Origin of the sequence: Marasmitruncus massiliensis, assembly GCF_900186535.1 — a bacterium.
GTDB classification, from domain to species: domain Bacteria; phylum Bacillota; class Clostridia; order Oscillospirales; family Ruminococcaceae; genus Anaerotruncus; species Anaerotruncus massiliensis_A.
On record NZ_FYDE01000005.1, the window covers coordinates 942,708 to 968,233 of the forward strand.

At 51.7% G+C, this 25,526-nt stretch carries 22 protein-coding genes, 1 pseudogene and 1 other annotated feature; of the genes and pseudogenes, 12 read left to right on the forward strand and 11 right to left on the reverse strand.

The genetic code is table 11. The features are described 5' to 3' along the window. The first annotated feature begins 33 nt into the window (after nt 1-33). Nucleotides 34-951, forward strand: a complete 918-nt coding sequence (locus tag C1A10_RS12595; RefSeq protein WP_101910592.1) for a ketopantoate reductase family protein — start codon at nt 34-36, stop codon at nt 949-951. A gap of 79 nt (nt 952-1,030) precedes the next feature. Here C1A10_RS12595 and C1A10_RS12600 read toward each other — a convergent pair whose 3' ends face one another. The 3 genes from C1A10_RS12600 to C1A10_RS12610 all read right to left on the reverse strand — a co-directional run bounded on the left by C1A10_RS12600 (nt 1,031) and on the right by C1A10_RS12610 (nt 5,334). Continuing rightward, nucleotides 1,031-2,098, reverse strand: coding sequence for an iron-containing alcohol dehydrogenase family protein (locus tag C1A10_RS12600; protein WP_101910593.1), 1,068 nt, complete (start codon nt 2,096-2,098; stop codon nt 1,031-1,033). Between the two features lie 25 nt (nt 2,099-2,123). After that, nucleotides 2,124-3,347: a YkvI family membrane protein gene (locus tag C1A10_RS12605; RefSeq protein ID WP_101910594.1), complete on the reverse strand. Its 1,224-nt coding sequence runs from the start codon at nt 3,345-3,347 to the stop codon at nt 2,124-2,126. An 87-nt stretch (nt 3,348-3,434) separates the two neighbouring features. Beyond that, nucleotides 3,435-3,684, reverse strand: a binding site (T-box leader). 90 nt (nt 3,685-3,774) lie between these two features. Next, entirely contained in the window at nt 3,775-5,334 is a 1,560-nt protein-coding gene (locus C1A10_RS12610) for a hypothetical protein (protein ID WP_101910595.1), read from the reverse strand. A gap of 334 nt (nt 5,335-5,668) precedes the next feature. On the opposite strand from C1A10_RS12610, the gene C1A10_RS12615 reads away from it, so the two are divergent. Next, the gene (locus C1A10_RS12615) at nt 5,669-7,744 is read left to right on the forward strand and encodes a methyl-accepting chemotaxis protein (protein WP_180951129.1); all 2,076 of its coding nucleotides are present in this window, start codon (nt 5,669-5,671) and stop codon (nt 7,742-7,744) included. A gap of 110 nt (nt 7,745-7,854) precedes the next feature. Here C1A10_RS12615 and C1A10_RS12620 read toward each other — a convergent pair whose 3' ends face one another. The 5 genes from C1A10_RS12620 to C1A10_RS12640 all read right to left on the reverse strand — a co-directional run bounded on the left by C1A10_RS12620 (nt 7,855) and on the right by C1A10_RS12640 (nt 14,384). Next, the gene (locus tag C1A10_RS12620) at nt 7,855-8,310 is read right to left on the reverse strand and encodes a hypothetical protein (RefSeq protein ID WP_101910597.1); all 456 of its coding nucleotides are present in this window, start codon (nt 8,308-8,310) and stop codon (nt 7,855-7,857) included. 9 nt (nt 8,311-8,319) lie between these two features. Continuing rightward, the gene (locus C1A10_RS12625) at nt 8,320-8,664 is read right to left on the reverse strand and encodes a hypothetical protein (RefSeq protein ID WP_101910598.1); all 345 of its coding nucleotides are present in this window, start codon (nt 8,662-8,664) and stop codon (nt 8,320-8,322) included. 316 nt (nt 8,665-8,980) lie between these two features. Next, the gene (locus C1A10_RS12630; RefSeq protein ID WP_101910599.1) at nt 8,981-9,733 is read right to left on the reverse strand and encodes a glycerophosphodiester phosphodiesterase; all 753 of its coding nucleotides are present in this window, start codon (nt 9,731-9,733) and stop codon (nt 8,981-8,983) included. 101 nt (nt 9,734-9,834) lie between these two features. Further along, complete coding sequence (locus C1A10_RS12635; protein ID WP_101910600.1) at nt 9,835-12,915, reverse strand: efflux RND transporter permease subunit; 3,081 nt, start codon at nt 12,913-12,915, stop codon at nt 9,835-9,837. 14 nt (nt 12,916-12,929) lie between these two features. Next, nucleotides 12,930-14,384: an efflux RND transporter periplasmic adaptor subunit gene (locus C1A10_RS12640; protein ID WP_101910601.1), complete on the reverse strand. Its 1,455-nt coding sequence runs from the start codon at nt 14,382-14,384 to the stop codon at nt 12,930-12,932. 199 nt (nt 14,385-14,583) lie between these two features. Here C1A10_RS12640 and C1A10_RS12645 point away from each other — a divergent pair, with 199 nt between their 5' ends. The 4 genes from C1A10_RS12645 (at nt 14,584) to C1A10_RS12660 (ending at nt 17,671) form a co-directional block, all read left to right on the forward strand. Then, complete coding sequence (locus C1A10_RS12645) at nt 14,584-15,261, forward strand: response regulator transcription factor (protein ID WP_101910602.1); 678 nt, start codon at nt 14,584-14,586, stop codon at nt 15,259-15,261. After that, nucleotides 15,258-16,556 carry an ATP-binding protein gene (locus C1A10_RS12650; RefSeq protein WP_101910603.1) on the forward strand — a complete coding sequence of 433 codons (1,299 nt, stop codon included), beginning with the start codon at nt 15,258-15,260 and terminating at the stop codon, nt 16,554-16,556. The genes C1A10_RS12645 and C1A10_RS12650 overlap by 4 nt, the downstream gene beginning before the upstream one ends. Before the next feature lie 72 nt (nt 16,557-16,628). Continuing rightward, nucleotides 16,629-17,354 carry an AzlC family ABC transporter permease gene (locus C1A10_RS12655; RefSeq protein WP_101911659.1) on the forward strand — a complete coding sequence of 242 codons (726 nt, stop codon included), beginning with the start codon at nt 16,629-16,631 and terminating at the stop codon, nt 17,352-17,354. Then, nucleotides 17,351-17,671 (forward strand): AzlD domain-containing protein, encoded by a 321-nt coding sequence (locus tag C1A10_RS12660; RefSeq protein ID WP_101910604.1) that lies wholly within the window; start codon nt 17,351-17,353, stop codon nt 17,669-17,671. Before C1A10_RS12655 ends, C1A10_RS12660 begins: the two co-directional genes overlap by 4 nt. 43 nt (nt 17,672-17,714) lie before the next feature. On the opposite strand, the gene C1A10_RS12665 is transcribed toward C1A10_RS12660, so the two are convergent. Beyond that, nucleotides 17,715-18,353: an ECF transporter S component gene (locus tag C1A10_RS12665; RefSeq protein WP_101910605.1), complete on the reverse strand. Its 639-nt coding sequence runs from the start codon at nt 18,351-18,353 to the stop codon at nt 17,715-17,717. Nucleotides 18,354-18,409: 56 nt separating this feature from the next. After that, nucleotides 18,410-19,174: a type III pantothenate kinase gene (locus C1A10_RS12670; protein WP_180951131.1), complete on the reverse strand. Its 765-nt coding sequence runs from the start codon at nt 19,172-19,174 to the stop codon at nt 18,410-18,412. 169 nt (nt 19,175-19,343) lie between these two features. On the opposite strand from C1A10_RS12670, the gene C1A10_RS12675 reads away from it, so the two are divergent. The 5 genes and pseudogenes from C1A10_RS12675 (at nt 19,344) to nrdG (ending at nt 23,121) form a co-directional block, all read left to right on the forward strand. Next, a complete protein-coding gene (locus tag C1A10_RS12675) occupies nt 19,344-20,264 on the forward strand; it encodes an alpha/beta hydrolase (protein WP_242968927.1) in 921 nt (306 codons plus the stop codon). Further along, nucleotides 20,264-21,535 (forward strand): condensation domain-containing protein, encoded by a 1,272-nt coding sequence (locus tag C1A10_RS12680; protein WP_101910607.1) that lies wholly within the window; start codon nt 20,264-20,266, stop codon nt 21,533-21,535. The genes C1A10_RS12675 and C1A10_RS12680 overlap by 1 nt, the downstream gene beginning before the upstream one ends. Before the next feature lie 9 nt (nt 21,536-21,544). Beyond that, entirely contained in the window at nt 21,545-22,216 is a 672-nt protein-coding gene (locus C1A10_RS12685) for a DUF6320 domain-containing protein (RefSeq protein ID WP_101910608.1), read from the forward strand. Between the two features lie 212 nt (nt 22,217-22,428). Beyond that, nucleotides 22,429-22,566: pseudogene (nrdD, locus tag C1A10_RS12690) on the forward strand (anaerobic ribonucleoside-triphosphate reductase); the annotation flags it as partial. 54 nt (nt 22,567-22,620) lie between these two features. Next, nucleotides 22,621-23,121 (forward strand): anaerobic ribonucleoside-triphosphate reductase activating protein, encoded by a 501-nt coding sequence (gene nrdG / locus C1A10_RS12695; RefSeq protein WP_101910610.1) that lies wholly within the window; start codon nt 22,621-22,623, stop codon nt 23,119-23,121. A 52-nt stretch (nt 23,122-23,173) separates the two neighbouring features. On the opposite strand, the gene C1A10_RS12700 is transcribed toward nrdG, so the two are convergent. Beyond that, nucleotides 23,174-24,709 (reverse strand): hypothetical protein, encoded by a 1,536-nt coding sequence (locus C1A10_RS12700; RefSeq protein WP_101910611.1) that lies wholly within the window; start codon nt 24,707-24,709, stop codon nt 23,174-23,176. 166 nt (nt 24,710-24,875) lie between these two features. On the opposite strand from C1A10_RS12700, the gene C1A10_RS12705 reads away from it, so the two are divergent. Beyond that, nucleotides 24,876-25,481: a flavin reductase family protein gene (locus C1A10_RS12705; protein WP_101910612.1), complete on the forward strand. Its 606-nt coding sequence runs from the start codon at nt 24,876-24,878 to the stop codon at nt 25,479-25,481. Nucleotides 25,482-25,526 lie beyond the last annotated feature (45 nt).

The following is a 25,526-nucleotide window of genomic DNA, read 5'->3' on the forward strand; positions in this document are numbered from 1 at the left end:
GACAGAAATTACTGCCGGCAGGAGGAATTCATAATGGAAATCAAAAAAGCCGCAATCATAGGCGTTGGCGCTTTGGGGGTTTTATTTGGGCGGCAGATTGCCGCCGCCCTTGGAAAAGACGCTGTTTGCTATGTGGCGGATAGACAACGAATTGAGCGGTATCAGAGGGACGGCGTTTACTGCAACGGGGAAAAGCTGGACCTATGCTTCATTGACCGCGATGATACGACCGCAAGCCCCGTAGATCTCCTGATCTTTGCGGTGAAATATCCTGCCATACAGGAAGCGGTGGAGGCGGCGCGCCGCCTGGTGGGCGAACAGACGGTCATCATTTCCCTGCTGAACGGGATCACCAGCGAACGGGTTCTCTCCGACGTGTTCGGCGCGGAAAAGGTGTTATACTGTGTGGCGCAGGGAATGGACGCGATCAAGGACGGAAGCCGGTTCTCCTATCAGAATATGGGCGAGCTTGTCATTGGAGAAGCCGATAACAGACGAAGTGAAAAGCTGTCTGCGGTCGCAAGGTTTTTTGACCGCGCGGGCGTCCCTTATAAAATTCCGGAAAATACCATGCATACCCTGTGGAACAAGCTGATGCTGAACGTGGGGGTGAATCAGACCACGGCTGTCTACGGAATCAACTTCCGGGAATTGCAGAAAGAGGGCCCCGCGAGGCAGACGATGCTTTCCGCTATGCGGGAAACGAAGGCTGTCGCCGCCTATGAAGGAATTACACTGACCGAAGATGACATCAGCCGCTGGATGCAGATTCTGGATTCGTTGAATCCGGACGGACGCCCTTCGATGGCGCAGGATGTGCTGGCCCGTCGCCGAACCGAGGTGGAGCTGTTCGCCGGCACCATAACCGCCCTAGGCAAAAAGCATGGTATCCCCACCTCGACAAACGATCTGCTTTATGCGAAAATTAAAGAGATTGAACGGCAGTTTTAGTCCCGCCGCGTCGCTCTCATAAACAGAAATCCCGCCTTGAATTCAAGGCGGGATTTCATGATTGTTCAGAAACGGCAGGTCACTGCCAGCTTTCCAGTTTATCAACAGCGGCTGTGATCATTTCAGGAGTGACCTCATAGGGATAATGGCGTACGTCGATGCCGCTGAGCGCTTTGGCAATCACGTTTCCAAGATCCTCTCTGGAAACATGAAGATCGGAGAGCTTCGTCGGCAGCCCCATTTTTTCGCTGAACTGATGGATTCGAACAAGCTCTTCGTCCTGCCCGTCCACGGCCAGCAAAACCAGCACGCCATAGGATACGATTTCTCCGTGCAGATGTCCGTAGCGTTCGATCTGCGGAAGAATGGTGAAACCATTGTACATGGCGTGGGCAAGTCCTGTCGTCAGATCAATGCCGACAAGGTTGGAAACCAGCCCGGTTGAAACAATGATTCCCAGAATAATTTCCTCCAGATCGGGGGAAACCGTATTGCTGTCGCAGTCGTGCAGGGCTTTCACGCCGTAACGTACCAGCGGGTCGGAACACATGCTGCTGATCGCGGTGCCGAGTGCGTTGGAGTGGGAAAGCACGTCCCCGCGCCCGGAAGTGGTGCATTCGTAAAATTTTGCCATGGTATCGCCGATGCCGGCCCAGAGGTACTGGCGGGGAGCTTCGGCGATGATCCTGCTGTTAATGAAAATATGGATCGGCGGAACATCGGAAAAGGAGTATTCCCGAAGGGAACCGTCCGGATGGTAAAGGATTCCCAGCGAGGTGCAGGAGGCACAGGTTGAAGCGATGGTCGGAAAGGTGAAAAACGGCCGGTTGGTTCTGTGCGCCAGCACCTTTGCGGTGTCGATCGCTTTGCCGCCGCCCACCGCAAAGATCATATCGGCCTGCTGTACTTCGGCGTTTGCTTCAAGCAGTTCGATGTTTTCCACAGAGGCTTCCCCGCCGTTCCAGAAAAATCCGAGAATGGACAGCGCGGTCTCTTTCACTGCCGCAGCAATGGCATCCCGGGATGCCTGCAAAGCCCGTTTACCGCCGATAACGGCGATTTTGCTGCCATAGCGGGGGCAGATCGTTTTGATATCATCGTAGGCGTCGTCACCGATTGTATAGCCCGGAAACAGTTGTCTGTTCATCGTAAAGTCTCCTTCTAAAGTTTGATTATTCAACGGGAACGGCGTCAAAGCCGGAAAGGTTCTTGCCGCTCTTAGCTTCCGCGGCAGTCTGCCCCACGTATTCCGGATGCTCTTTGAGGTATTTCCGGTTTTTATAAACACCGATCGTAAGGAAGGGGACGACAATAATGGCGATTCCCAGGTATCCGCAATAGCCGTAACCGTATTTGATGATTTTGCTGAGCCCCACCGTAGAAACCCCCATGGAAATCATCATGGAAAAACACGATACCACTGCGCGGCGGAAAACCGGCTGGCGGATGCCGGAGAGAACTTTCAGGTGTTCAAAGCGCGAAACAAACCCGTAGACGGTGGTAACACCGGTAGAAATGAAGCATAAAAGCAGGGAAATGTTATAAAACCAATAGAGAACGGGCATTCCAAGCTGGTTGCAGATATAGAGCGAGGGGAGCGTGGTTTCGCCTGCCGCGGAAAACTCGGGATACCAGCCGAGCAGCATGATGCAGGAAAGCCCCAGTGCGAAAGCGTTCATGAGAAAGGCGACGGTCATGGCTCTGGATGCGTTACGCCCGTTTTTGAGCGGAGCACCGCAGGAAATCATGGTTGGAATGACTACCGACTGGAAACCCGCATAGGTGAATGCGTTCAGCAGGGGAGTGCCAAGACCTTTCGAAGCTTGTAACGTGCTGAAAATGGTTGTGATCTCCGGCAGCCTGGCTTTGACGCCGACTGTAAAAATGATGGCGCAGCAGATCAGAATGCACACGGACATCAGGGTGGAGGCCCTGGAGACCAGAGATGCCCCAAAAATGGTAAGCGCCAGCAGAATCAGCCCGACAAGAAAGACCGCCGCGCCATAGGAGAGAATCCCCAGCTTTTCAAACAGGGAAGCCGCTCCGGCAATCACCGCCCCCACGGCGCAAATCACCATGATGTTGAAATAGAGCTCAAAAACCCATTCCAGTTTGTCAAACGGATGGTAAAGGGTCTGGAACAGTTCCTTATAGCTTTTTAGGCCTCTGGAATTATACATGATCATGCATTCCCGGATGGTCAGCGACAGCAGCGCCATCGAAAGGACTGCCGCGAGAGGAGCAATCCAGCCATACTGGGCATAATATTGGGTGGCCTGATTACCCGTGGCAAAGCCTCCGCCGGCGTGGGAGCTGAACAGGACACTGGCCACCGCAAAGACCCCTGCAAATTTCATGCGGGCGGAGATGGCCGCTTTTTGATTGGGATTGGACATAACTGACACACCTCTTTCAATGTTAGAAACATGAATCCGCACAAACAAGGCAAACAAAAAAAGCCTTTCGCCTCCGGGTATTAAACCCTAAGAGACGAAAGGCTTTACACTTTCGCGATACCACTCTTGTTCATTTCCGTGGAAATGCACTCACCGGATACGGACGCCATGCATCGTATATCCTGTCACTGTAACGGTTGACCTCCGTATTCACCTACACTTTTTTCAGTGAACCCACTCCGAGGCCAGTTCGGTATTTCTCCCGATGCTGTTTTTCACCACCCAACAGCTCTCTGCAATCGTTCAAAATCCTACTATTCCTCATCGATGTGTTTGTCGATTCAGTTTTCCTGTTTCATAATTTAGCACGAGTCTGACCAATTGTCAACCCTTTTTTGAAATAAAGTGGTAAAGGATGAAACAACAATCACTTGCAGACATCGGCTTCGGGGGATGGTTCAAGGCCGGCAATCATTCCTTCCAGCTTTTGAATCACAGCTTCTTTGCTGCGCTCTTTCAGGGGAATGCGCAGGATCATATCTTCCAGATAATCCTGAAAGGCGCTGACCAAAGTTTGCTGACGGAAGACAAAAATGATGGAGCCGTCATTTTTTGCTGCAATGACGCCGTTTTCCTCTTTCACGGCGAAGAAATAATTCTGTATGGGTTTCTCCGGATAAATGAGAAAAGAATAGCGCTCATAGGTTTTCAGAAGGTGAACGATATTTTTTAAGTGCAGGCAAAAATCTGAGCGGGAATATTGTAAAGCGGGTCCTCCCAAAAGGTCGCGCGGACAGGGCACAACCGTCGCTTCCGGAAAAGTTTCCGGAAGGGATAGCCCAACGAGTTCCGTGACATCATTGGCTTGCAGCTTGGATAAAAATGCAGACTGCATCTTTTTCTGGAGCGCGGAGATGCGTTGCGTTTGTTCCGCCGTGCCATAGCTCTGCGCAAGCAGACGGTCAAACATCGGCTTGGGCATCGTCAATGCGGATAAAGCTGTCGTACATAAAATGGAGTTTCCAAACTGCTCTTCAAAACGGACCCACAGTTCGGAGAATTTGGGAAAGCTCTCTTCTTTAAAAATCTGCATCAGAGGATAACAGGTCTTTAGAAATTCCTGAAATTCCACAGTCAGATTTTTTATCATATCGGGGTCCGTATAATAGAACAGCTGTGGGTTTGTCACAGACGGAGAGAAGGAAGTCGAGGTAACGGCGGCAATTCCAGGGGCGATAAACAGGGTTCGCCGAACGATATGCTCCCGAAATTTTGGAAAATAAAAGGATTCAATTGCGCCCGTCATATAAATCGGCATCCACTGGTCGATAGCGGTCAGCAGCTGCGACAGATCTCTGGCGATGGTATGAATGATCTTAATTTTCCATCCCTGTGCAATGATTTTTAAAAGCAAAGCTTGCCACTGATGGTTGAATTCTTTGCTTTTCATCATCCAGTCCATACTTTCATCACTGTATAACAGTAGCGTACAGGGCTTTCTGCTTGCCGCAACAGCGGAAAGAAACCGGATGATGACATCCTGTTTGCCTCCCAGTCCGTAAAAAACTTCCGCATTTACAGGTCTTCCTGCCGGCTGGCAGGTGCGTACTTCGGCATTAGGCAGCAGCACTTCGGATTTTCGGGGCAAGTTGAGCCTGTCCAAAAATTCAATAATTGACTCGTCCTGAATATTGCCTTCATTCAGCCAGGCAAGAAGCTGTTCCGTGATCTTTTGAGGATTTTCCGATCTTTCCTGCGGCTCTAAATTCATTAACTCGAACAAAGTGTTCTTCTGGCTCTCCAATTTTGCCTGTGCAACAAAAAACGCGGCAATTTCTCTGACGTAACTGTTTCGTGGTGAAGGGATACGTTTTCCGGTGCGCCAGCGGCTTACTAAGGAAGCATCGACCGACAGCGATTTTGCAAGGCGGCTGTTTGCAATATTTTGAACAGTCATCAGCAAATTCAGTCTTTTGTAAAAACTCATAAAGACCCTTCTCTCTTTATTCAGCAAGATGACAATTTCAAATGTGATGTCACGGGTTCATGACAAATCTGTCATTGACAAAATAATAAAAGTAACTAGTTTTAATTAAAAAACTGACGAGTTAAATAATACAGACGAAATTGTGACGGCTGTGTTCGGTAAGCGTATCGGTGCTGAATGTGTAACAAAATCACATACAAGGTATCTTTTCTATTTTAATATAAAGGCAAAAGAAAAGCCATACCAAAAAATGGACGCGAAACCGTATGAGCATGTCAATACACAGTCTGTGAGAGACAATTTAATCAACGGCTTAAGAGAGGATAGGGTGAGTATGAAATTTCAATTCAAAAAACGAAACAGGACCCAAAGTCTGAGCAAAATGGTATTGCAGTTCAATGCGATGACAGTTGCCGTTACAGTCGCGATCACCTGCACATTTGCGCTGGTTTCCATGGACAATTCAATTAGAGATTTATCCAGAAAACAGGCAGCGGCTTCTATAGAAATCGTAAAGGAAGACCTGACTGATATGGAACAGGACCTGCTTGATTCGGCACAGGCAATTGCTGGAAATCACGAGATTTCAGCAGCGGTGGCTGCGGGTGACCAGGGAAAAATAACAAGCAAATTAGGGGAACTTGCAAATTCTTTAAATTTGGAAATGGCGACGGTGACTGATGAAAAAGGCACGGTAATTGCACGCACACATGAAGAAAATAAAGGAGACGATATTTCCTATCAGGAGAATGTGCGCAGAGCTATGCAGGGGGAAGCGACAGCGCAGATCGAGACTGGAACAGCGGTTCGATTTGCGGTAAGGGCAGGGGCGCCTGTTTATGAAACAAACGGAAAAGTTGCAGGTGTCATCTCCGTTGGATACAGGCTGGATAATCCGAAGTTTGTAGATGAGCTGAAAGAAAAAATCGGTGCCGAATTTACGATATTTGCAGGCGATGAAAGAGTGAATTCAACCATCATGGAAAACGGCGAAAGAATTGTCGGAACCAAGCTGGATAACAAAATAGCCGATGTCGTCATTGGCCAAAAGCAGCAGTACATAGGAAATGCCACGTTATATGGAAAAAACTACACAGCGGTGTATAGCCCGATTCTTTCTGAAGATGGCAGTACGGTTACCGGCATTTTATATTCGGGCAGCGACATGACGGAAACAGAAAAAAAATTAGCGGAAGAAATTATCCTGATTGTCACAATTGCTGTTTTGGCGGTACTGCTGAGTATGCCAATCGGTGCAATGATCCTGAAAAAGCGCTTGAAAGCCCCTCTTGAAAAAGTAGTGAATGCGGCAAAGGCAATAGAAACTGGCGTGATTGACGAATCTCTGAATCTCCAGCTGCAGTCTATTACCAGCAGGGACGAAATCGGCTCGCTGGCACGCTCCATGGAAGGCGCCGTCCGGTCTGTCAATCGAATTGCCGAAGATTCAAAAGTTTTGGCGGAGGCAATTGCGAATCATGATCTGACCGTCCAGATAGACACATCATCACATAGCGGAGTGTATAAAGAGATTATAACGGTAGTGGACAGCTTGTTCTCGCAGATCGGTTCAATTTTGGAGCAGATCAGACAGGTGGCGGACAGCATTGGCGTGGGTTCGGAGCATATTTCCTCCGCCTCGCAGACACTTGCTCAGGGCGCAACCGAGCAGGCCAGTTCCACGGAAGAACTTGCCGCAACCATTTCAGAAATTGCCCAGCAGATTAAAGAAAATGCGATGAACGCCAACGGCGCCAATAGCCTGACACAGGAAGCCGGACAGGAAGTCGCCATCGGCAGCAGGCATATGGACGATCTGCTGGCCGCCATGGATGAAATCAGCCGGACTTCCAGCGAAATCGGTAAAATCATCAAAACCATCGACGATATTGCGTTTCAAACCAACATTCTTGCGCTGAACGCTGCTGTAGAAGCGGCGAGGGCAGGTTCCGCGGGAAAAGGGTTCTCCGTTGTGGCGGATGAAGTCAGAAATCTTGCGATTAAGAGCGCAGAGGCGGCCAAGAGCACGACCAGCCTGATTGAAACATCGACGCTTGCGGTGGGAAAAGGCGGAAAAATCGCGAAAGAAACGGAACAGGCACTTAGAACTGTCGTGGAAAAGACCGAACAGGTAAGCCGGATTGTGAGTGAGATCAGTCAGGCGGCCCGTAAACAGAGCGATGGCATTTATCAGGTAAATGTCGGAGTTGAGCAGATTTCCGGGGTTGTTCAGACAAACTCCGCGACCGCGGAAGAAACCGCTGCCTCCAGTGAGGAGCTTGCCGGACAGGCACTGACGCTGCGGGAGATGGTGGGCAGATATCGCCTGAAAAACAGGATGGCTTCGCTGCACGAAAATAAGCAGTCGTTCCATGAGATCCGGTTTACAGAAGCGCAGAGCAAATATTAAGGCAAAGCGAACGGGGCACCGGCGATGCTGCCGATGCCCCTTCTGATGATGAAATAAAATGAGAGAAGTTCCGGATGGAGTATTTCGCTGTTTTGGGCCGAGGCACAGGATCAATGAAAATGCAGCTCGACCATTGACAGTACATCCGTCCCGCCGCTCCCGTTTGAGAGGCTGTGGCCGATTTTACGGTTGTTTTCCTCCTCGACGCCGGGGGGCACACTGATCTGATACATCCTTCCCGCCGTATCACTGACACCGCACCAGAACCCTCTTGCGGAAGCGGTATCGTTTTTTAAAAGCACTTCAGCTTTTCCGCTCACTACCACCTTTACAAGTGAGCCATTTGCAATTCCGCTTTCGTAGATGACGCCAATCGGCATTTGGGAGTCCGCCGGGGCAATATCTACTGCCTGGTCAACAGTAGCTGATGCAATGACGATGGTGCCCTTGACACTGACGCCTGTGTTGTTTACAAACGTTTCAAAAATTCCGCCTTCCGCTGTAAATCCGCTGCTGCTGCCGCCTGTTTTTTCTGTAAACAGTTCGTAACTGACTGCCCCGCTCATAGCTTAAGATTAAGGATTCGGTATTACAATATAAGGAACAGCAGCTCTTTCAGCCGCGCTTAACGCCGCGTAGTCAGCTTCGGTGATTTGCTGGTTGACCCATGCGGCCGTTGTCAGAGCGTCGTTCCAGTACCAATAGGATGTCGTCTCGGTTACATAGGCGTAGTCTCCAAGATCGGCGGCAGGATATGCCGCAATCAGTGCGACGCTTGTGGCAAAGGTCCCTTTATAGGCGGAGACAGCTTCGGGCGGAAGCTGTGAAACCGGCAGTTGACCGGACGCATCCAAAGTTGCAATTCCGTTTGCGGTACCCTGTTTTGCTTGGAAAAGTTCATAACTAATTGCACTTGCCAACTTTTATTTCCTCCTTACGGTATGACAATCCACAGGATGTGCGGATTGATTTTTTGACAAATAAATAATTTATGATAGTTTTCTTCTGTGACAAATTTTATTACCATAAAACCAGTCCTTAAGTTGGTTCTATTTTAAAATAATGGCGGCATGGTTTTGCCGTGCAAACTATTTTATGCCTCATACCGGTGATTGTTTCAGTTTTTCTGACAAGAGAATAGGACGCCGCTTTCCACAAGCCCCTTTTTTCATGTGGAATTTTGGGCAGGGTAATGCGAATTACCAGAAATCGTACCAGATAAAATTTATTTATGATTCATGGGTATAGGTAATATCTGTTAGTTTTTATAGTATCCAGAACATTTTTCATCCTGTCCGGAAAGTTGGTTATGACAGCGTAGGTATTTGCTTTTGCCAAACGGAGCATTTCGCTTTCTTCATTAACTGTCCATGCCTGCGCGTCAACTCCATGGCATTTCAGATCCCGGATCATCTCATCCGTAAGAAACGAGTGGTGTACATTCAGAAAGCTGCCCCCATGGGAGGCTGTGTACCTGCCGGGTTCGGCAAGCGGCGAGCTGACCAGAAATGCCACCTTGATTTCCGGAGCCAGCTGTTTGCATTTGATCATGGAACAATGGTTAAAGGAGGAGAACAGTACCCGGGAAGCTATATGGTATTCATGAACCGTTTCAATCACTTTTTCTTCCAGACCCGGATAGTTACAAATTGTATTCTTTAACTCAATGTTGGTAAGGGTGTCTTTATGCCTGATCAGGTCGAAATATTCCCGGAGGGTCGGAATCCGGTTCGTTCCAAACTGCCCTGGGAATGCGCCGTACGCGTCAAATTTACGCAGTTCACTCAACTTTAGTTCCCCGATAAACCCTTTCCCATTGCAGGTGCGGTCCACGCTCTCATCATGAATAATCACCAGTTGGCCATCCCGGGTCATCTGAACGTCAAGTTCGATGCCGTCACAGCCGGACTCAATCGCTTTCCGGAAAGCCAGTATTGTATTTTCCGGATACCGGCCGCTGAAGCCCCGGTGTGCAAAATTTTTTGTCATGCGAATTGCCCCTTTCACTATTCCCTTTATATGCACGAAAGAACCGGTACGGAATGGTCCGCACCGGTTCTTTCAACTTTATTTTGGAAAGGTCAGTTTACTTAATAGTCAAGCCCCTGAACGGCTTCCTCCAGATCGGGAGCCGGAGGCTGCGGCAGATCCGAATTCTTACCACGGTTAAACATCAGATAGAAGGTCGGAAGAAGCAGAAGCGTCAGCAGCGTAGAAGCGCACAGGCCGCCGATCATAACAACCGCCATGCCGCGCATCATTTCCGCTCCGCTGCCAATACCGATTGCCATAGGCAGCATGGACAGAACAGTGGTCAGTGTGGTCATCAGGATTGGGCGCAGCCTAGTCCGGCCCGCGGTGATGAGCGCTGTCTCGATATTCATGCTCTTGCGGTACTGGTTAGTGGTATCGACAAACAGAATGCCGTTGTTGACTACCGTACCAACCAAAGTCAGGAATCCCATCAACGAAGGGAGGCTCAGGGTTGCGTTGCAAAGATAGAGGAGTCCGAATGACCCAATCAGGCTGAATGGAACGCAGAGCATTACCATGATAGAGAACTTTGGCGATTCAAACTGCATGGCCATCACCATAAAGACCAGCAAGATCGCAATCACAATCGCAAAACCCAGCGACTGGAATTCCTCCATCATGCTTTCATCCGTATCGCCCTGCGCAATGGTCACACCATCCGGGAGCGAAAGAGTTTTTACGGCGGCAACAATTTCATCCTTTGCGGTAAATTTCGCCGCAAGGGTGGGCTGGCCGGTGACAGTTACCACATATTGGTTGTTTTTACGGTCAATACTTTGTGGGCTGTCGGAATACTCAATCGTGGCTACGTCCATCAGTGGAACCAGCTGCCCTGCCTGATTGGTGAGCATCAGACCCGAAAGATCGTTGACGGTCTTATAACGATCCTTGGGGTATTCTACCCAGATGTCATATTCCTGCCCGTTCTCGGTCAAAGTAGCGGCATTTTTACCGCTGAGAGTGGTGTTGATCGTACCCGCAATTTGCATGGGCGTAAGTTTTTTGGCAGATGCGCGCATCGTGTCAATTTTTACTTTTGCCTGCGGGTTGCCTTTTGTCGCGCTGGAAGATACGTTGAGAATCTGTTCGTTATCCCGCATGACCTTTTCAACCTGAACGGCTGTGGTTTTCAGATCATCCAGATTACTGCCTTCCAGCACAACATCAATGCCGCCGCTGGAACCCATGGAACCCATGGAATCACTGGAGGAAGTGATATTAATATTGCAGTCAAGCATATCATGCGTTTTTTTCTGCCAATCCTCAACTACCTCGTCGGTAGACATCTTGCGGTCATCCCGGAGATAAGCGGTGAGTGAGGCGTTGGTATTCCCAGTCATCATGGAGTTCATCCCGGAACCGCCGCCTGTGACGGAATAGCTTTCAACGTCAGGATTGCTTGCGGCCAACGATTCGATCTCAGCGCAAATTTCGCTGACGCGGCTCAACTGCAATCCGGGGCGTGTTTCAATATCGACCTTCACGACTCCTTCATCCACCTGCGGCATCATTTCCATGTTAATCTGTGTAACAAGCGCAAAGGAACCGATCAGCAGAATGACAGCGGTCACAACCACCAGCACTTTGTGCGGAAGGATGCGTTTGATCAGGTTTCCATAAGATACCTCTACTTTATGCATAAAGCGGTTAAAGGGAGCTTCTCGTTTTTCACGCGGTTTGAAAATATTGAAGAAAAGGGGAACCAATGTCAATGCGCAGATGAGCGACGCGGTCAGTGAAAAGATGATCGTAAAGCCCAGCTGGCGGAACAGCTGACCGGAAATGCCCTGCATAAGACTGATGGGCAGGAATACGACCACCGTTGTAAGCGTAGAGGCCACGATGGAGGAGGCGACAAACCCCGCCCCTTCCAGGGCAACCTGCTTATAATCCTGCTTTTCGCCGACACTTCGCCTAAAGCAGCTTTCAATAACGACAATCGAGCTGTCCACCATCATGCCGACACCGACTACCATACCGCCAAGCGAAACCATGTTCAGAGAGAAGCCCATAGCATACATGAGTATCAGCGTAACAAGCAGGGAAACCGGCATGGAACTGCCGACAATTAGCGATGCTTTCAGGTCACCGAAGAACAGGAACAGCACGATCATTGACAGCAGGATGCCGAGCAGCAGGGTGCTGAACACAGAGTTTACCGAACTGACGATCATTTCGCTGTTGTCGTCGATCACGTTGAGCTGTACACCCATATCGGCCTGATTAATTTTGTCCATCTGTTTCAGCACAGCTTTGGAGACGCTCAGTGTGGAAGCACTCTGGCGTTTCTGCACGGACAGGGTTACGTTATCCTGCCCGTTATAGCGGCTTAAAGACTCCGAATCCTTGGTAGAACGGGAGATTGAAGCCACATCGGAAAGGTGAATTACCTTTCCGGAAGAAAGGGTAATCGGAATATTGCGCAGGGACTCCGCCGAATCGTAGGAAACGCCGGTACGCACCGCAAGATTCTGGCTGCCCATATCTGCGTCGCCGCCGGGGATAGAGAAATCCGCATTGGAAACCACATCGATGATCGAATTCATCGTCAGCCCGTACTGGCGCAGACGGTCATCCATCAGGCGGACGCTGACATAACTGTCGTTGCCGCCGGATACTTCGATGCTGGCGACGCCTGCCAGTTTTTCAAATTCGGGAGTAATTTCATCGTCAATAAAATTCTTCAGATCAATATCGCCTGTCGCTGTAGCGGACAGGGTGATGGAAGGCATCGCATTGACATCCAGTTCGAGGATAATTGGGTCCTGTGCATCGTCCGGCAGGGTGTTCTGGTACATGTTGACCTTTTCCTGCAAGTCCATGTGTGCAACATCCATGTTTGTGCCGTATTCCATTTCAAGAATGACCATGGACATATTTTCCATAGAACGGGACTGGATATTTTTTACGCCGCTGATTGTGGAAACGGCGTCTTCTATCTTTTTGGAGACCAGTTCCTCGACATCCTCAGGGCTTGCCCCGGGATAGGTTGTCAGCGTGATCAGCATGGGAAGCTCAATGTCAGGAGTCAGCTCTAAAGGAGACTGAAGAACAGCCATTGCTCCGAAGATCACCAGCGCTACCACGACAATGATTGCGGAAACAGGCCGTTTTAAAGTCAGTTTTGTAATATTCATTGAATGGCCCCCCGTTAAGCTTCTTCAGAAGCGGATTCGGAAGAGCTGGCCTGCGTGTCGGAATTTTTCAGCACTACAGCCGCACCGTCAAGAAGACGGGGATGCCATGTGGTGATGACCTCGTCATCTGCGGTGATGCCGGAGACAATCTGAATGTTATTCATGTCGGAGACGCCGGTTTCCACATCGGTTTTCACAGCGACCCCGTCTCTGTAGACATAGAGATAGGGCTTTTCACCGTCGTAATAGACTGCGTCGGCCGGAACAAGAAGGCTGTTGGTCGCTTTTTCAGTAGCCGCATAGATTTTCACAGTGGCCCCGGTGAAAAGCGGCATGTCGGCCTGATCGACGCTGGCTTTTACGGTAAAGAGCCCGCTCTGCGCGTCCACCATTGTGGAAATTTCCGTAATGGTACCTGTCACGTTTTTTCCGCTGTTTTCCACCTGTACCTGGTCACCGACAGCAAGGTTTCCGACTGCGGACTGCGAAACACTGAACTGAACGGTCATAAGACTTTTGTTCGAAACGGTGTAGGCGGGCTGGGAAGTAGATGTAAGGTCGTGTGCCGATATGTTCTTCTGCTCAACGATACCGTCGATTGGCGCATATACTTTGGTATATTCCAACTGCTTTGCCTGTGCTTCGAGAGCCACCTCGGCGGCGTGCAGCCCGGCGTCTACCGTGACTTCCGTATCGTCGCGGCTGATACCGGCAGCCTGGTCATAGGCTTCCTTAGCGGCATTGTATGAGATCTGCGCGTTCCGGTATGCAGTACGGGCGGAGCGCAGAGTAGGGTCGTCGTCATCCTCCAAATCTTTCACCTGTGCATGGGCAGTGCTGTATGTGTCATACGCGTCCTTATAGTCTTTATCGGCTTTTTCATATTCTGGACTGCCCGGTTCGTGTTCCTTTTTTTCTGCGTCTGCGGCCTGCATGTCTGCCTGCGCTTTGTCCTGCGCCTTCTGCGCATTCAGCAGATCATCATCTGCGTCATCGTTTAAATTTCTTAGTGAACTGCGTGCGGAATTCAGCTGCGTCTGTGCGGCATCCAGCTGAGCTTTGAGCGAAATCAGGCTGGAATCATAGCCGCTGCCCAGTTTCTGCTGGGCTTCAATCTTAGACGCCTCCAGCTGTGCAACTGCGGAATCATAGGCCATCTGCAGATCGACGGGGTCAATTTCATAAAGCAGGTCGCCAGCTTTTACCTGTTGCCCGATTTCAAAATATGTACTCAAAACGGTTCCCGATACTTTCGGGAACACCTGTACCTGTTGGTCCGGCTCCACCGTACCGATAAATTCTCCGTCCAACGCGACGTCGCCGACTGTCGGACGGCTTGCGCTGACAGTTACCTGCGAAGCGATTGCTTCCGCTGCGGGTTCCGAATTGCCGGCCATACGGACGGCAACCGCCGCACCTGCGGCAACAACTGCAACGCAGCAAATGGTGATAATTACTTTTTTACTCACAAAAAGAACCTCCTGTATCCCCTCTTTTTCATTATACCAATTTATTCTAACGATTAATTATGAACCCTGTGTTTCAACAATTGAGAAAAAAGTGAATAATTCATGAACGAAGAGTATCATTTTTCCCTGAAAAAGCTCTTCTCATTTTTCCGCTTCTCTGCTAGTATTAAGAAAAGCAGGCTAAAGGAGGAAAACCGCAATGGGAAGTATTCTGATTGTTGATGATAATGTGAAAATCCGAAATCTGATTGATATCTATCTGCGCAGGGAGGGCTTCTCAACCCTCAAAGCGGAGGATGGCGCCGAAGCGATGGCCCTTTTGGAAACGCAGCAGGTGGATTTGATTATCGCGGATGTGATGATGCCGAATCTGGACGGTTATGATCTGCTCAGACAGCTGCGGGAAAACAGAATTGAAATACCGGTGCTGATGGCAACCGCGAAGACCGAATTCGCGGACAAGCGCAAGGGCTTTGAATTGGGCGCCGACGACTACATGACCAAGCCGCTGGATATGGAGGAACTGACACTGCGGGTCAGGGCGCTGCTTCGCAGAAGCAAAATTTACAGCGAGAACCGTATCGTTATGGGGGATGTTGTGCTGGATTACAACAGCCTTGAGGTACGCATGCCCGAAGAAACGGTCGTCCTGCCGCAGAAGGAATTCTATCTGCTCTATAAGCTGTTTTCCTATCCCAACCGTATTTTTACCAGGCAGGAGCTCCTTGACGATATCTGGGGAATGGACACCGATACCAGTCCGCGCGCGGTGGATGTACATATCAAGCGGCTGCGGGAGCGGTTTGAACAGGTGAAAACATTTGAGATTGTGACCATCCGGGGGCTGGGCTATAAAGGCGTCCAGCATACGGCTTGAAGCGGGTTTACGGCACGATTTATGTAAAAGTCGTTGCCATCATGCTCGCTGTTATCTTTATTTCCGTAGTGGTACCGTATTCCGTTTTTAACTTATACTATAAAAAATATGCGGGAGACGAAATTGAATATTTCTTTATACAAAATCTGAAAACAGCCACCCGCTATCTGGAAGAACATGACCTGCCCCTCAATGATATGGAACACTTATACAATGTCGGAACGTTCCGGGTCCTTGTGCAGCAGGATACCAAAGGGCTTACTTTGACGCCGGAACAGGAAAAGATGCTGGAAAATGAAGAAGAGCCGGTCATTACCAACTGGCAGGGGGAAAAAGGTGTATATGCGGCCGCTGCGCGCTATCGGGATGTCTATGTCATCTGGATCCTCCAAACTGACAGCTTGTTTCAAAAAACACATTTTGCCGGGATGCTTGCGCTGCTTGTCTCCGTCCTCGGCGGCTCGTTTATAGCGGTTGTGGCCGGACGCAAGATGACCGGTCCGATCCGCAAGCTGAACGATGCGACCAGACGAGTGGCCGCCGGGGAATTTTCTCTGCAGCTGAAAAATCCTTACAGAGATGAAATCGGCTCCCTCATCAACAGCTTTAATATTATGACACGTGAGCTTGCAAGCGTCGAAATGCTGCGCAGCGATTTTGTATCTGATATTTCACATGAATTTAAAACGCCGCTGACGGCGATTGAAGGCTACGCAAAACTCCTGGTGGATGAAACGGATCCCGATGAACGAAGAGGATATGTGCAGATTATCACGGAGGAAACACAGCGGCTGTCTACGCTGGCGCAGAATATTCTTACCTTGAACAAGCTGGAAAAGGGAAATATTCCGGTGCAGCGGAGCCGGGTCTGTATTGACGAGCAGATTCGGCGCGCCCTGACGCTCTGCGAGTCGAAGTGGAGCGCAAAGCTCCTGGAACTGGAGCTTGAACTGGACGAGGCGGAAATAGAAGGATTGGAACCGCTGCTCATGCAGGTTTGGACAAACCTGATCGATAACGCAATCAAATTTTCAGCAGAAGGCAAAAAAATATGGATCACACTCGTCAACGCAGACAGGCATACCATATTCCGAATTCAGGACGAAGGACCCGGAATCCCGGAAATTGACCGTAATCATATTTTTGAAAAGTTTTATAAAGGAGACAAGTCCCGCGGCAGTGACGGCAACGGGCTGGGGCTTTCGATTGTCCGGCGTGTGGTGGAAATGCACAATGGGACAATTTCGGTGGAGAACCGGGAACAGGGCGGAACCTGCTTTACAGTTACACTGTAAGCCTTTCCATTTCAGGCGGTTTGTGCTATAATGCTTGCGTTGTGTGACGCAAGTTTAAAACAGTGGGAGTCTTTGCAATTGGAGAAAAAACAGGCATTTTTGAAAGGCCTGAAGGACGGAATCCCGATCTGTCTGGGATATCTTTCGGTTTCCTTTACGTTTGGCATGATGACGGCTGAAAACGGACTGCCGTATTGGATATCGCTGCTGATTTCCATGACCAACCTGACCTCGGCCGGGCAGTTTGCGGGAACGGCGCTGATCCTTTCGGGAGGAGCGTTTGTGGAAATCGCCGTCACGACCTTTGTTATCAATATCCGCTATATGCTGATGTCCCTTTCCCTTGCTCAGAAAGCCGACCCCGCAATGTCTGCCGGCCAGCGGCTCCTGCTTTCGTTCGGCATTACGGATGAAGTATTCGCGGTGGGCGTTCAGCAGCCGGGGCTGCTGACAGCACCCTATCTTGCGGGCCTGATTTTTGCCCCCTACTGGGGCTGGGCGCTGGGCACCCTGACAGGCGCGACCGCTACAAGCCTGCTGCCGGCGGCACTGCGCAGCGCGCTCGGTGTGGCAATTTACGGAATGTTTCTCGCGATCATCATTCCCCCGGCCAGAAAGGTGCGCCCGGTGGCAATCACCATCGTCATTGCGGCGGTCATGAGCTGTATCTTTCGCTACACGCCGTTGCTGAACCGAATTTCAAGCGGATGGGTAATCATCTTGTGCGCCATGGCGGCCGCCGGCTATTCCGCCCTGCGCTATCCTGTCGGTGAAGCGGGAGAGGAGGATGCGCAATGAATCTGCCTTATATTTTGACGGCTGTTTTTGTGATGGCTCTGGTTACTTACATACCGCGTATGCTCCCTCTGGTTTTTATGAAGCGCAAAATACAAAATCGCTTTGTAAAATCGCTGCTCGAATATGTCCCCTACGCGGTGCTGGCGGCCATGACGATCCCCGATATCCTCTACGCGACGTCGGGGATCGTGTCCGCGCTCATCGGGCTGGCCGCCGCCCTGATCCTGGCCTACTCCGGAAAAGGACTCCTGACGGTGGCTCTGGGCTCCACAGCCGCGGTATTCCTTGCGGAACAGGCTGTCCGGCTGTTTATTTAAAGAAAAGAAAATCCGGTGCGGCTGGGCCGCACCGGATTTTGATCTATTGATTGGACTGAAAGAACCTGCGCAGCGGCGGTACAATCGCGGCGCCGATTACAACTGCGACAAACGCCTCGGCAAGCCCGTTGGTAAATACGACAGTCAGAATGAATTTTGAAAAGCTTTCAAATGCGATCTGTTTTGCGGCGGCATATTCCTGCCCGAACAAAACGTAAATCCCGCCCATTACCAAACCTGTATTGACGGCGGAACCGGCAAACGCGGCAATCGCGGCCGCAATGCGGACTTTCGCGGCCCCGGCCTCGGCATGGACCAAGGCTCGGAAGATCAGCCCTGTCACCACACCGATCAGAATCCGGGGCACGAGCGCAATGATCAGCGCTTTAAAGCTGCCCGAGCCGGTTCCGGGAACGGCGATCAGGGGAGAAAAAACAAACGATACCAGGGAAGGCTCCATGGTGTTTTTGATGATGCTGGTGATGCCGAATACCGCGCCGAGGATACCGCCGGCTTTCGGCCCCAGAAGAATCGCGCCGATAATCACCGGGATATGCACCGTTGTGGCTTTAATTACCACCAGAGGGATATACCCCAAAAACGGCACAAACGCGACGAGAGCCACGATAGCCGCCATGAGGGCGACCTGTGCGAGGTAGCGGGTTTCTGATTGGTTTTTCACAAAGAATTCCTCCTGCTGTCACTCCCGCAGAACGGGATGTAACGCTTATTTGGAAACTACCGGTTTTTTTGATACAGGAGCCGCAGCCCGTCATGCAGCAGGCGGGGGCGGTACAGAACCGTATGGCTGCAGAGAGGTGCAAGCACCCCGGCGATTTCGCCGGTCGCGGCGACAGACGCGCTTTCCCCAAGCTCGGCTATGTAACGCGCGGTCATGCCGTCCAGCATGGAAATGGCGCCGTACAGTGCGCCGGATTTGATCGCATCCACCGTTCCGCGCCCGATCAGCGGCGCGTGCGAATCGAAGGAAACCAGCGGGAGCTGGGCGGAGCTCTGGCATAAATGCTCCAGTGCGCTTTCCACGCCCGGCAAAATCGAGCGGCCGATCAGCACGCCGTCTTTGTCAATCGCGGAGAAAGTGGTGGCGCCCGCCAGATTGATCACGATCAGCGGCGGTGCAAATTCATGCAGCGCCCCGATGGCTGTGGCGATAAAATCCGAGCCTACCGTGCCCGCGCTGTCCACGCGGAGGTTCAGCCCTGTCCGCATGCCCGCGCCGACTACCAGTACCTTTCCCGCCGCCAGCTGCCCGGCCGCGCACTGCGCGGTGCGGGTGAGGGACGGCACTACGGAGGAGATCACGGCGCCTTCAATGACGTCCGTGTCAATTCCGCGAAAAGAAAGAACTGTGTGCATCGCCGCGGCAAGCTGGTCTGCCGTTGCAAGAGGGTCGGTTCCAATGGAAGCATAGATGGCCTGTTTTTCGCCGTCGTACGCGGCAAGCGAAAGAATACGGTTGTCGATATGGACGGTCAGAACCACAGCATACACCTCCTGATAAAATTGACCGGATTTCCTGCTTTTATGATACCCCGCAGGACGGCCGCTGTCAATGTGTGAATGATTTTCATAAAAAGCGGCTAACTTCTATTTACTTGGTCCAAAATATGATATACTGGGACAGATACTTTCGGGAAGGGATGTGAACCGGTTGGCGATCAATAAGGCGATGCGGGCCGCGTTAAAAGCGCTGTCCTATCCCGACCTTAACGTCAAAAAAAATTATCAGTCGCTGCGGCAGGTCAAAAATATCACTTCGCCCAAGCTGCCGTTTTATAAAACGTGGGATCATCAGGTGTCCCGAGATGGGTATGATATTCCTGTACGCCTGTTTGCACCGAACGGCTGCCCTGCCGGAATGCTTGTATTTTTTCACGGCGGCGGCTGGGTAACCGGCAATATTGACAGCTACACCCGCGTCTGCGCCGATATGGCACGGATTACCGGGCGGCTGGTGATCTCGGCGGACTACCGGCTGGCGCCCGAGCACCGGTTCCCGGCGGCGCTGGAGGACTGCTATGCGGTTGCTGAGGAAGTATACGCCTGCTCGTCACTGTTTGGAATGCAGTGGGAGCAGATCGTTCTGATCGGTGACAGCGCGGGTGCCAACCTGGCCGCCGCAGTTTCTTTAATGGCGCGCGACAAGGGGAGATTTCTGCCATCCGCGCAGATTCTGATTTATCCGGCAACTTACTTCGACCATTCCGAACGATCGCCGTTCCGGTCCGTGCAGGAAAATGGAACCGGCTATCTTCTGACCGCAAAGCGTATCTGCGATTATATGGAGCTTTATCAGAGCGGCCCGGAAGACCGGACGAATCCGTATTTTGCGCCGCTTTTGGCGCAGTCGTTCGAACATCAGCCCCGAACCTTGATTATCACCGCGCAGTACGACCCGCTGCGGGATGAGGGGGAGGCTTACGGGCGGCGTCTGGCGGAGGCGGGCAACGAAGTTGAAGTCTATCGCATCGCGGACGCCCTGCATGGATTTTTTGCACTGCCGCCGCACTTTATGCATGTGAAGCGCACGTATGAATATATCAACCGTTTTCTGAATGGGGTGGACGCTTAGTGGGAAATAAAAAAGCCGCTGAATGGAACAGGCTGGACAATGCGGCTAAAATTTTTCCGCCTGCCAGCAGCAAGCGGGACAGCAAGGTATTCCGGTTTGCCTGCGAGCTGTTTGAAGAGGTGGAACCGGAACCTTTGCAGGCGGCGCTGGAACAGACAGTTGAAATGTTCCCGATTTTCAGGTCGGTGCTGCGCAAGGGCCTGTTCTGGTACTATCTTGAGGCAAGCACGCTGGAACCGGCGGTTCATACCGAAAACAAGATGCCCTGCAGCCCGCTTTATGACGGTGACCGCAGGGATTTGCTCTTTCGCGTCACCTACTATCGCCGGCGCATCAGTTTGGAAGTCCATCATGCCATAACCGATGGTACGGGTGCCATGCAGTTTCTAAGGATGCTGGTTTACCACTATCTTTCGATCCGCTATGCGGGTGATTTTCCAGACGGGCTGCCGCCGATGGACTATGACGCGTCTATGACACAGCGTAAGGCGGACAGCTTTCAGAAATATTATTCCGGAAAACAGCGCGTGAAAATGGAGAAGATGCCGCCCGCCTACCAGATTCGCGGGATGCGCCTGCCGACGGGGCAGATGCGTGTGATTGAGGGCGTAATGTCCGCCCGTGCGGTGTTGAACGCGGCGCACAGCTATCATGCAACGATGACGGTATTCCTGTCCGCCGTCCTGCTGTGCGCCATCCATGACGAAATGCCGCTGCGTCGCGAACGCGAACGCGTCGTGCTGATGGTGCCGGTGAACCTGCGCAAATATTTTTCGTCCGAATCGGCGCGCAATTTTTTCAGCATTATCCGCGTTGGGCATTGTTTTGCCAGTGACGGGAAAACGCTGGGCGAGGTGGTGGGGCAAATCGGCCGCGTGTTTGCGCAGGAGCTGACCACCGAGCGTTTAGGGCGCCGGATGGATGACCTTGCCGCGCTGGAGCACAACGTTTTCGCGCGGCTGGTACCTCTTGTTTTCAAAGATATGGGAATGGCCGCGGCCAACCGTATGGCCAGAAGGGCGATCACCGCGTCGATTTCCAATATCGGAAAAGTGGATATGCCGCCGCCCATGCGGGAGTATATCCGGCAGTTTGACGTTTTTACAAGCACCGACCGGCTGCAGATGTGTATGTGCTCCTATCAGGACCGGCTGGTGCTGAGCTTCAGTTCTGTATTTGCGGATACAGATATCATAAAACGGTTTTTCCGGACGCTGACAGGTATGGGGATTGATATGAAAATTGTCAGCAACCCTTTGGATGAGGAATGAGGTGTTTTTTTGCAGTTTTGCGATAAATGCAGAGTACAGGTTGCGGGCAGCAGAAAACGCTGTCCGCTCTGTCAGGGCAGTCTTACCGGAAGCGGTGAACCGGAAAATGAAGCATTCCCCGTTTTGCCCCAGTGGTACAGCCGGAGCGGTCTGCTTCTGAGAGCACTGGTGTTCCTTTCGGTGACGGCGGCTGTGGTATGCTTTACAGTGAATGCATTGTTCCCGGTGGGACGGATATGGTCGCTGTTTGTCGCGGCCGGAATCGCATTTATGTGGCTCGGCATTGCAACGGCACTGCGCAAACGCCATAATATTCCGAAAACCATCCTGTGGGAGGTGGTGCTCCTGTCCGTCTTCTCGGTTTTTTGGGATCTGCTGGCAGGGAAGAATTGGTCTGGCTGGTCGGTGGACTATGCCATCCCGAGCCTGTGCGTGTTTGCGCTGCTTTCCATGACGGTGATTGCAAAAATATTGCGGATTCAGGTGAAGGACTATCTGATCTACCTCATGATTGGCACGCTGTTCGGGATTCTTCCCATTCTGTTTCTGCTTATCGGTATTGTGCGCGTCCGGTACCCGTCTATTCTGTGTGTAGCGGCAAGCGCTGTCTTTTTAACGGCGCTGCTCTCCTTTCAGGGGCGCAACATGCGTGCGGAACTGAAGAAGAAACTGCACCTGTAAAATGGCTGTTTGTCACAAGATATGGTATTGCGAGTAAAAAAATCCACTAAAGATTGTGATTTTGCAGTTGACTTTTTGCATCCGATGATTTATGCTTAATAAGCGATCAATCGGCGTCGCCATAGATGCCGAAGGAATAGACGACCCCGGTATCGGGAAACAAGACAATGGAGGGCTGCAAAGTGGGCAACAAAACAGGACAGATGATAGGCGAAGGTGTAAAATTCGAGAGGATCCGCAGGATTACCGGTTATCTTGTGGGTACGGTTGACCGCTGGAACAATGCAAAGCGCTCCGAAGAGCATGACCGTGTGAAGCACGGTGTGGGCACCGGCTTGGAGCAGTTATAAGAATATGCGGGAAGGGCGGCCTGCGGGCCGCCCTTTTCTTTGGAGGAATTGTTGATGTCTGCCATCCGGATTGCGGGAGTGGTCCGGGAATCCATTGTAGATGGGCCCGGTTTCCGGTTTGTCGTATTTGTGCAGGGATGCCCGCACCACTGCAAAGGCTGCCATAATCCCCAGTCGCACGACTTTACGGGCGGCTATCTCTGTGAAACGGACACATTGCTGGCGGAGATTCAAAAGAACCCGCTGCTGTCCGGGGTCACTTTTTCCGGCGGGGAGCCGTTTTGCCAGCCGGAGCCTCTTGTGGAGCTGGGGACAGAAGTGAAAAAACTGGGGCTGAATCTGATTGTTTACAGCGGTTATACCTACGAGGAACTGAACGGGATGGACAGCCCCGATGTGCATGCGCTGCTGGATTTATCCGATTATCTCATCGACGGAAAGTTTCTGCTCGAACAAAGAAATCTGCTGCTGCGTTACCGCGGCAGTGAAAACCAGCGCATTATTGACCTGAAACGCACGCACGGGCAGGGTGCCGTGGTTACTGTGGAACTGTAAAGAAAAAAGGACGCCGGCCGGCGTCCTTTTTGATTGTTTTGCTGTATATTGATTAAAAAGCGCCCATGCGTATCAGCTGCTGTGTCGTCATGCCAATCAGGGCCGCGCTGTCCGGCTGCTTTTCCGCAAGCCCGGCGGCGGGAAGGTCTCCGGCTGCTTCAATATCGTAAAAACAGCCCACAAGACGGCCTGCGAGGCTTTCGCCGGGTTGGCCCAGAACTCCGACAAAGCTTCCGGTATAGCTGCTCTGCGCCGAATTATCCACTTTTACCGAGGCGATTCCGCGGTCGATCGTGCCCTGCACCAGCTTGCCCGCAAATCCGCCGGCGGCGGTGCAAAAAGAGTTCCCGGAGACCGTTCCGGTGATAGTGCAGTCGGTCAGCATGCTGGCCGGACCGTCAACCACGCCGCAGAGCCCGCCGACAATACCGCCCCCGGTGACGGTGACGTCCGCGCGGCATGCCTGCAAAACCCCGCCGCTGACCAACCCGGCAATACCTCCGGTGGCCTCCGAACCGCTGATTTCGCCGGAAACCCTGCATTTACTGATCCAGCCTCCGGCTACCCAGCCGGCAATGCCGCCGCAGGGCTGTTTAGAATCTTTGCCGGCCTCAACCTTCACGGATTCCAGATTCAGGTTGGCAATAAAACCGTTGCTGCCGACGCCCGCAAACAGTCCGTTCCCCTTTGCCGTTAAGTTGCGGATGGTATGCCCCTGCCCGTCAAACGTGGTGCAGAACCCTTTGGGCGCGGGGTCCCTGGGATCGTCGGACGCATAGGAACCGATGGGGGACATCAGGATTCCCGACAGATCAAGATCGGCATCCAGCAGATAAACATTATCCTGGTAATCCCTGTCTCCCGAATTTATCAGCTTGGCCAGCTCGGTCAGTTCCTGCGCGGATCGGATTTTTACCACCTGGCCTTTGTTGCCCCTTTCCGGCAAAGGCAGATTCCGTACAGAAATTATCCTCCAGAGAGAGTCCTGGGATTTCGCCTTTAAAAAAGTGCCGGCGCCCTTTTCGGGAGGAACGGCAGGGGCGAAAACATATTCGCCGGGATAGAGTTCCCGCCCCGCGACACTGCGGTTCACGACCAGCCTCCATCCTCCATCCTCAGTCTTTTCCAGGCTGGATAATGTCAGGTCCGGCAAATTGAACTGCTGTGTGTAGTCCGCGCTGAAACGAAGGTCGGACAGCCCCTCCGTTGCCGCGCGGTTCTTGCCGAAACAGGCTTCATACAGTGCCGCAGCGTCTTTCGTGGGGAGCACATAGCTCACCACATCGGAGCCGCTGTAAACGGCGCAGGCGTCCAGCAGACGGTTTTCTTTTGCCCAGCCGAACGCAAAATTGCGCAGGATATCCGGATTCGGCTTGCCGGCGCTGAACGCGGCTCCGCCGCAGTAGCCCTCGTAAATACGTACGTAGTCCTGTATCAGGGTGGCTGTTACGGCTTCTTCGCTGCTATCAGCAGCGGCTGGGACCGGTTTTTGAGGCTGAGAAAGGACGGATATTCCGTTATCCGGCTGTGTATTGCATCCCGCAAAAAGGAGCAGGCACGCAGCAAGCGCGGCAGTGATCAGTTTCATAGTCCACCTCATTTCTATCCATCAAGTTAAATTTATTTATTTTATCCGGATTGTATATGGATTTTTCTCCCTATCTTTTAATATGTGCAGAAAACATAGGCAAATGATTGCGCCTATGGCAAAAAAAGTGATATACTAATCTGACAGTAAAAAACGGAGGGGTAACATGTCAAAATTAGTCTGGAAACCGGGTACGCTGCTTGCGCCTGTTCCGCCCGCGCTTGTTTCCTGCGGTACAATGGAACGTCCCAATGTCTTTACAGTCGGCTGGACAGGCATTGTGAACACCAACCCCGCCATGACCTATATCTCTGTCCGCCCCGAAAGGTACTCCTATGCGCTGATTAAAGAGTCAGGCGAGTTTGTCATCAATCTGACAACCGTCAGCCTTGTGCGTGCCGCTGATTTTTGCGGGGTACGCTCGGGCCGTGACACGGATAAATTTTCCGCATGCGGCCTGACGGCTGAGCAGGCGTCGCAGGTTGCAGCGCCCATGATCGCAGAAAGCCCGCTTTCGATTGAATGCAGGGTGGAGTCCGTCACCGCTTTAGGGACGCATGACATGTTCCTTGCGAGGATCGTTGCCGTAAATGTGGACCCGTCGCTGGTCGACGCGGCCGGCCGGCTTCATTTGGGAAACTGCGGTTTGGCCGCCTATGCACACGGGGAATACTTTGAACTGGGGAAACGGATCGGGACTTTTGGCTATTCGGTGAAAAAACCAGTTAAAAAATCCCGAAAACCCGCCAAGGCCCGGGATAAGAGGCGCTGAAAAAGAATTGGGGCCTGCAAGATGGTTCTATGCCCTTATCATAGC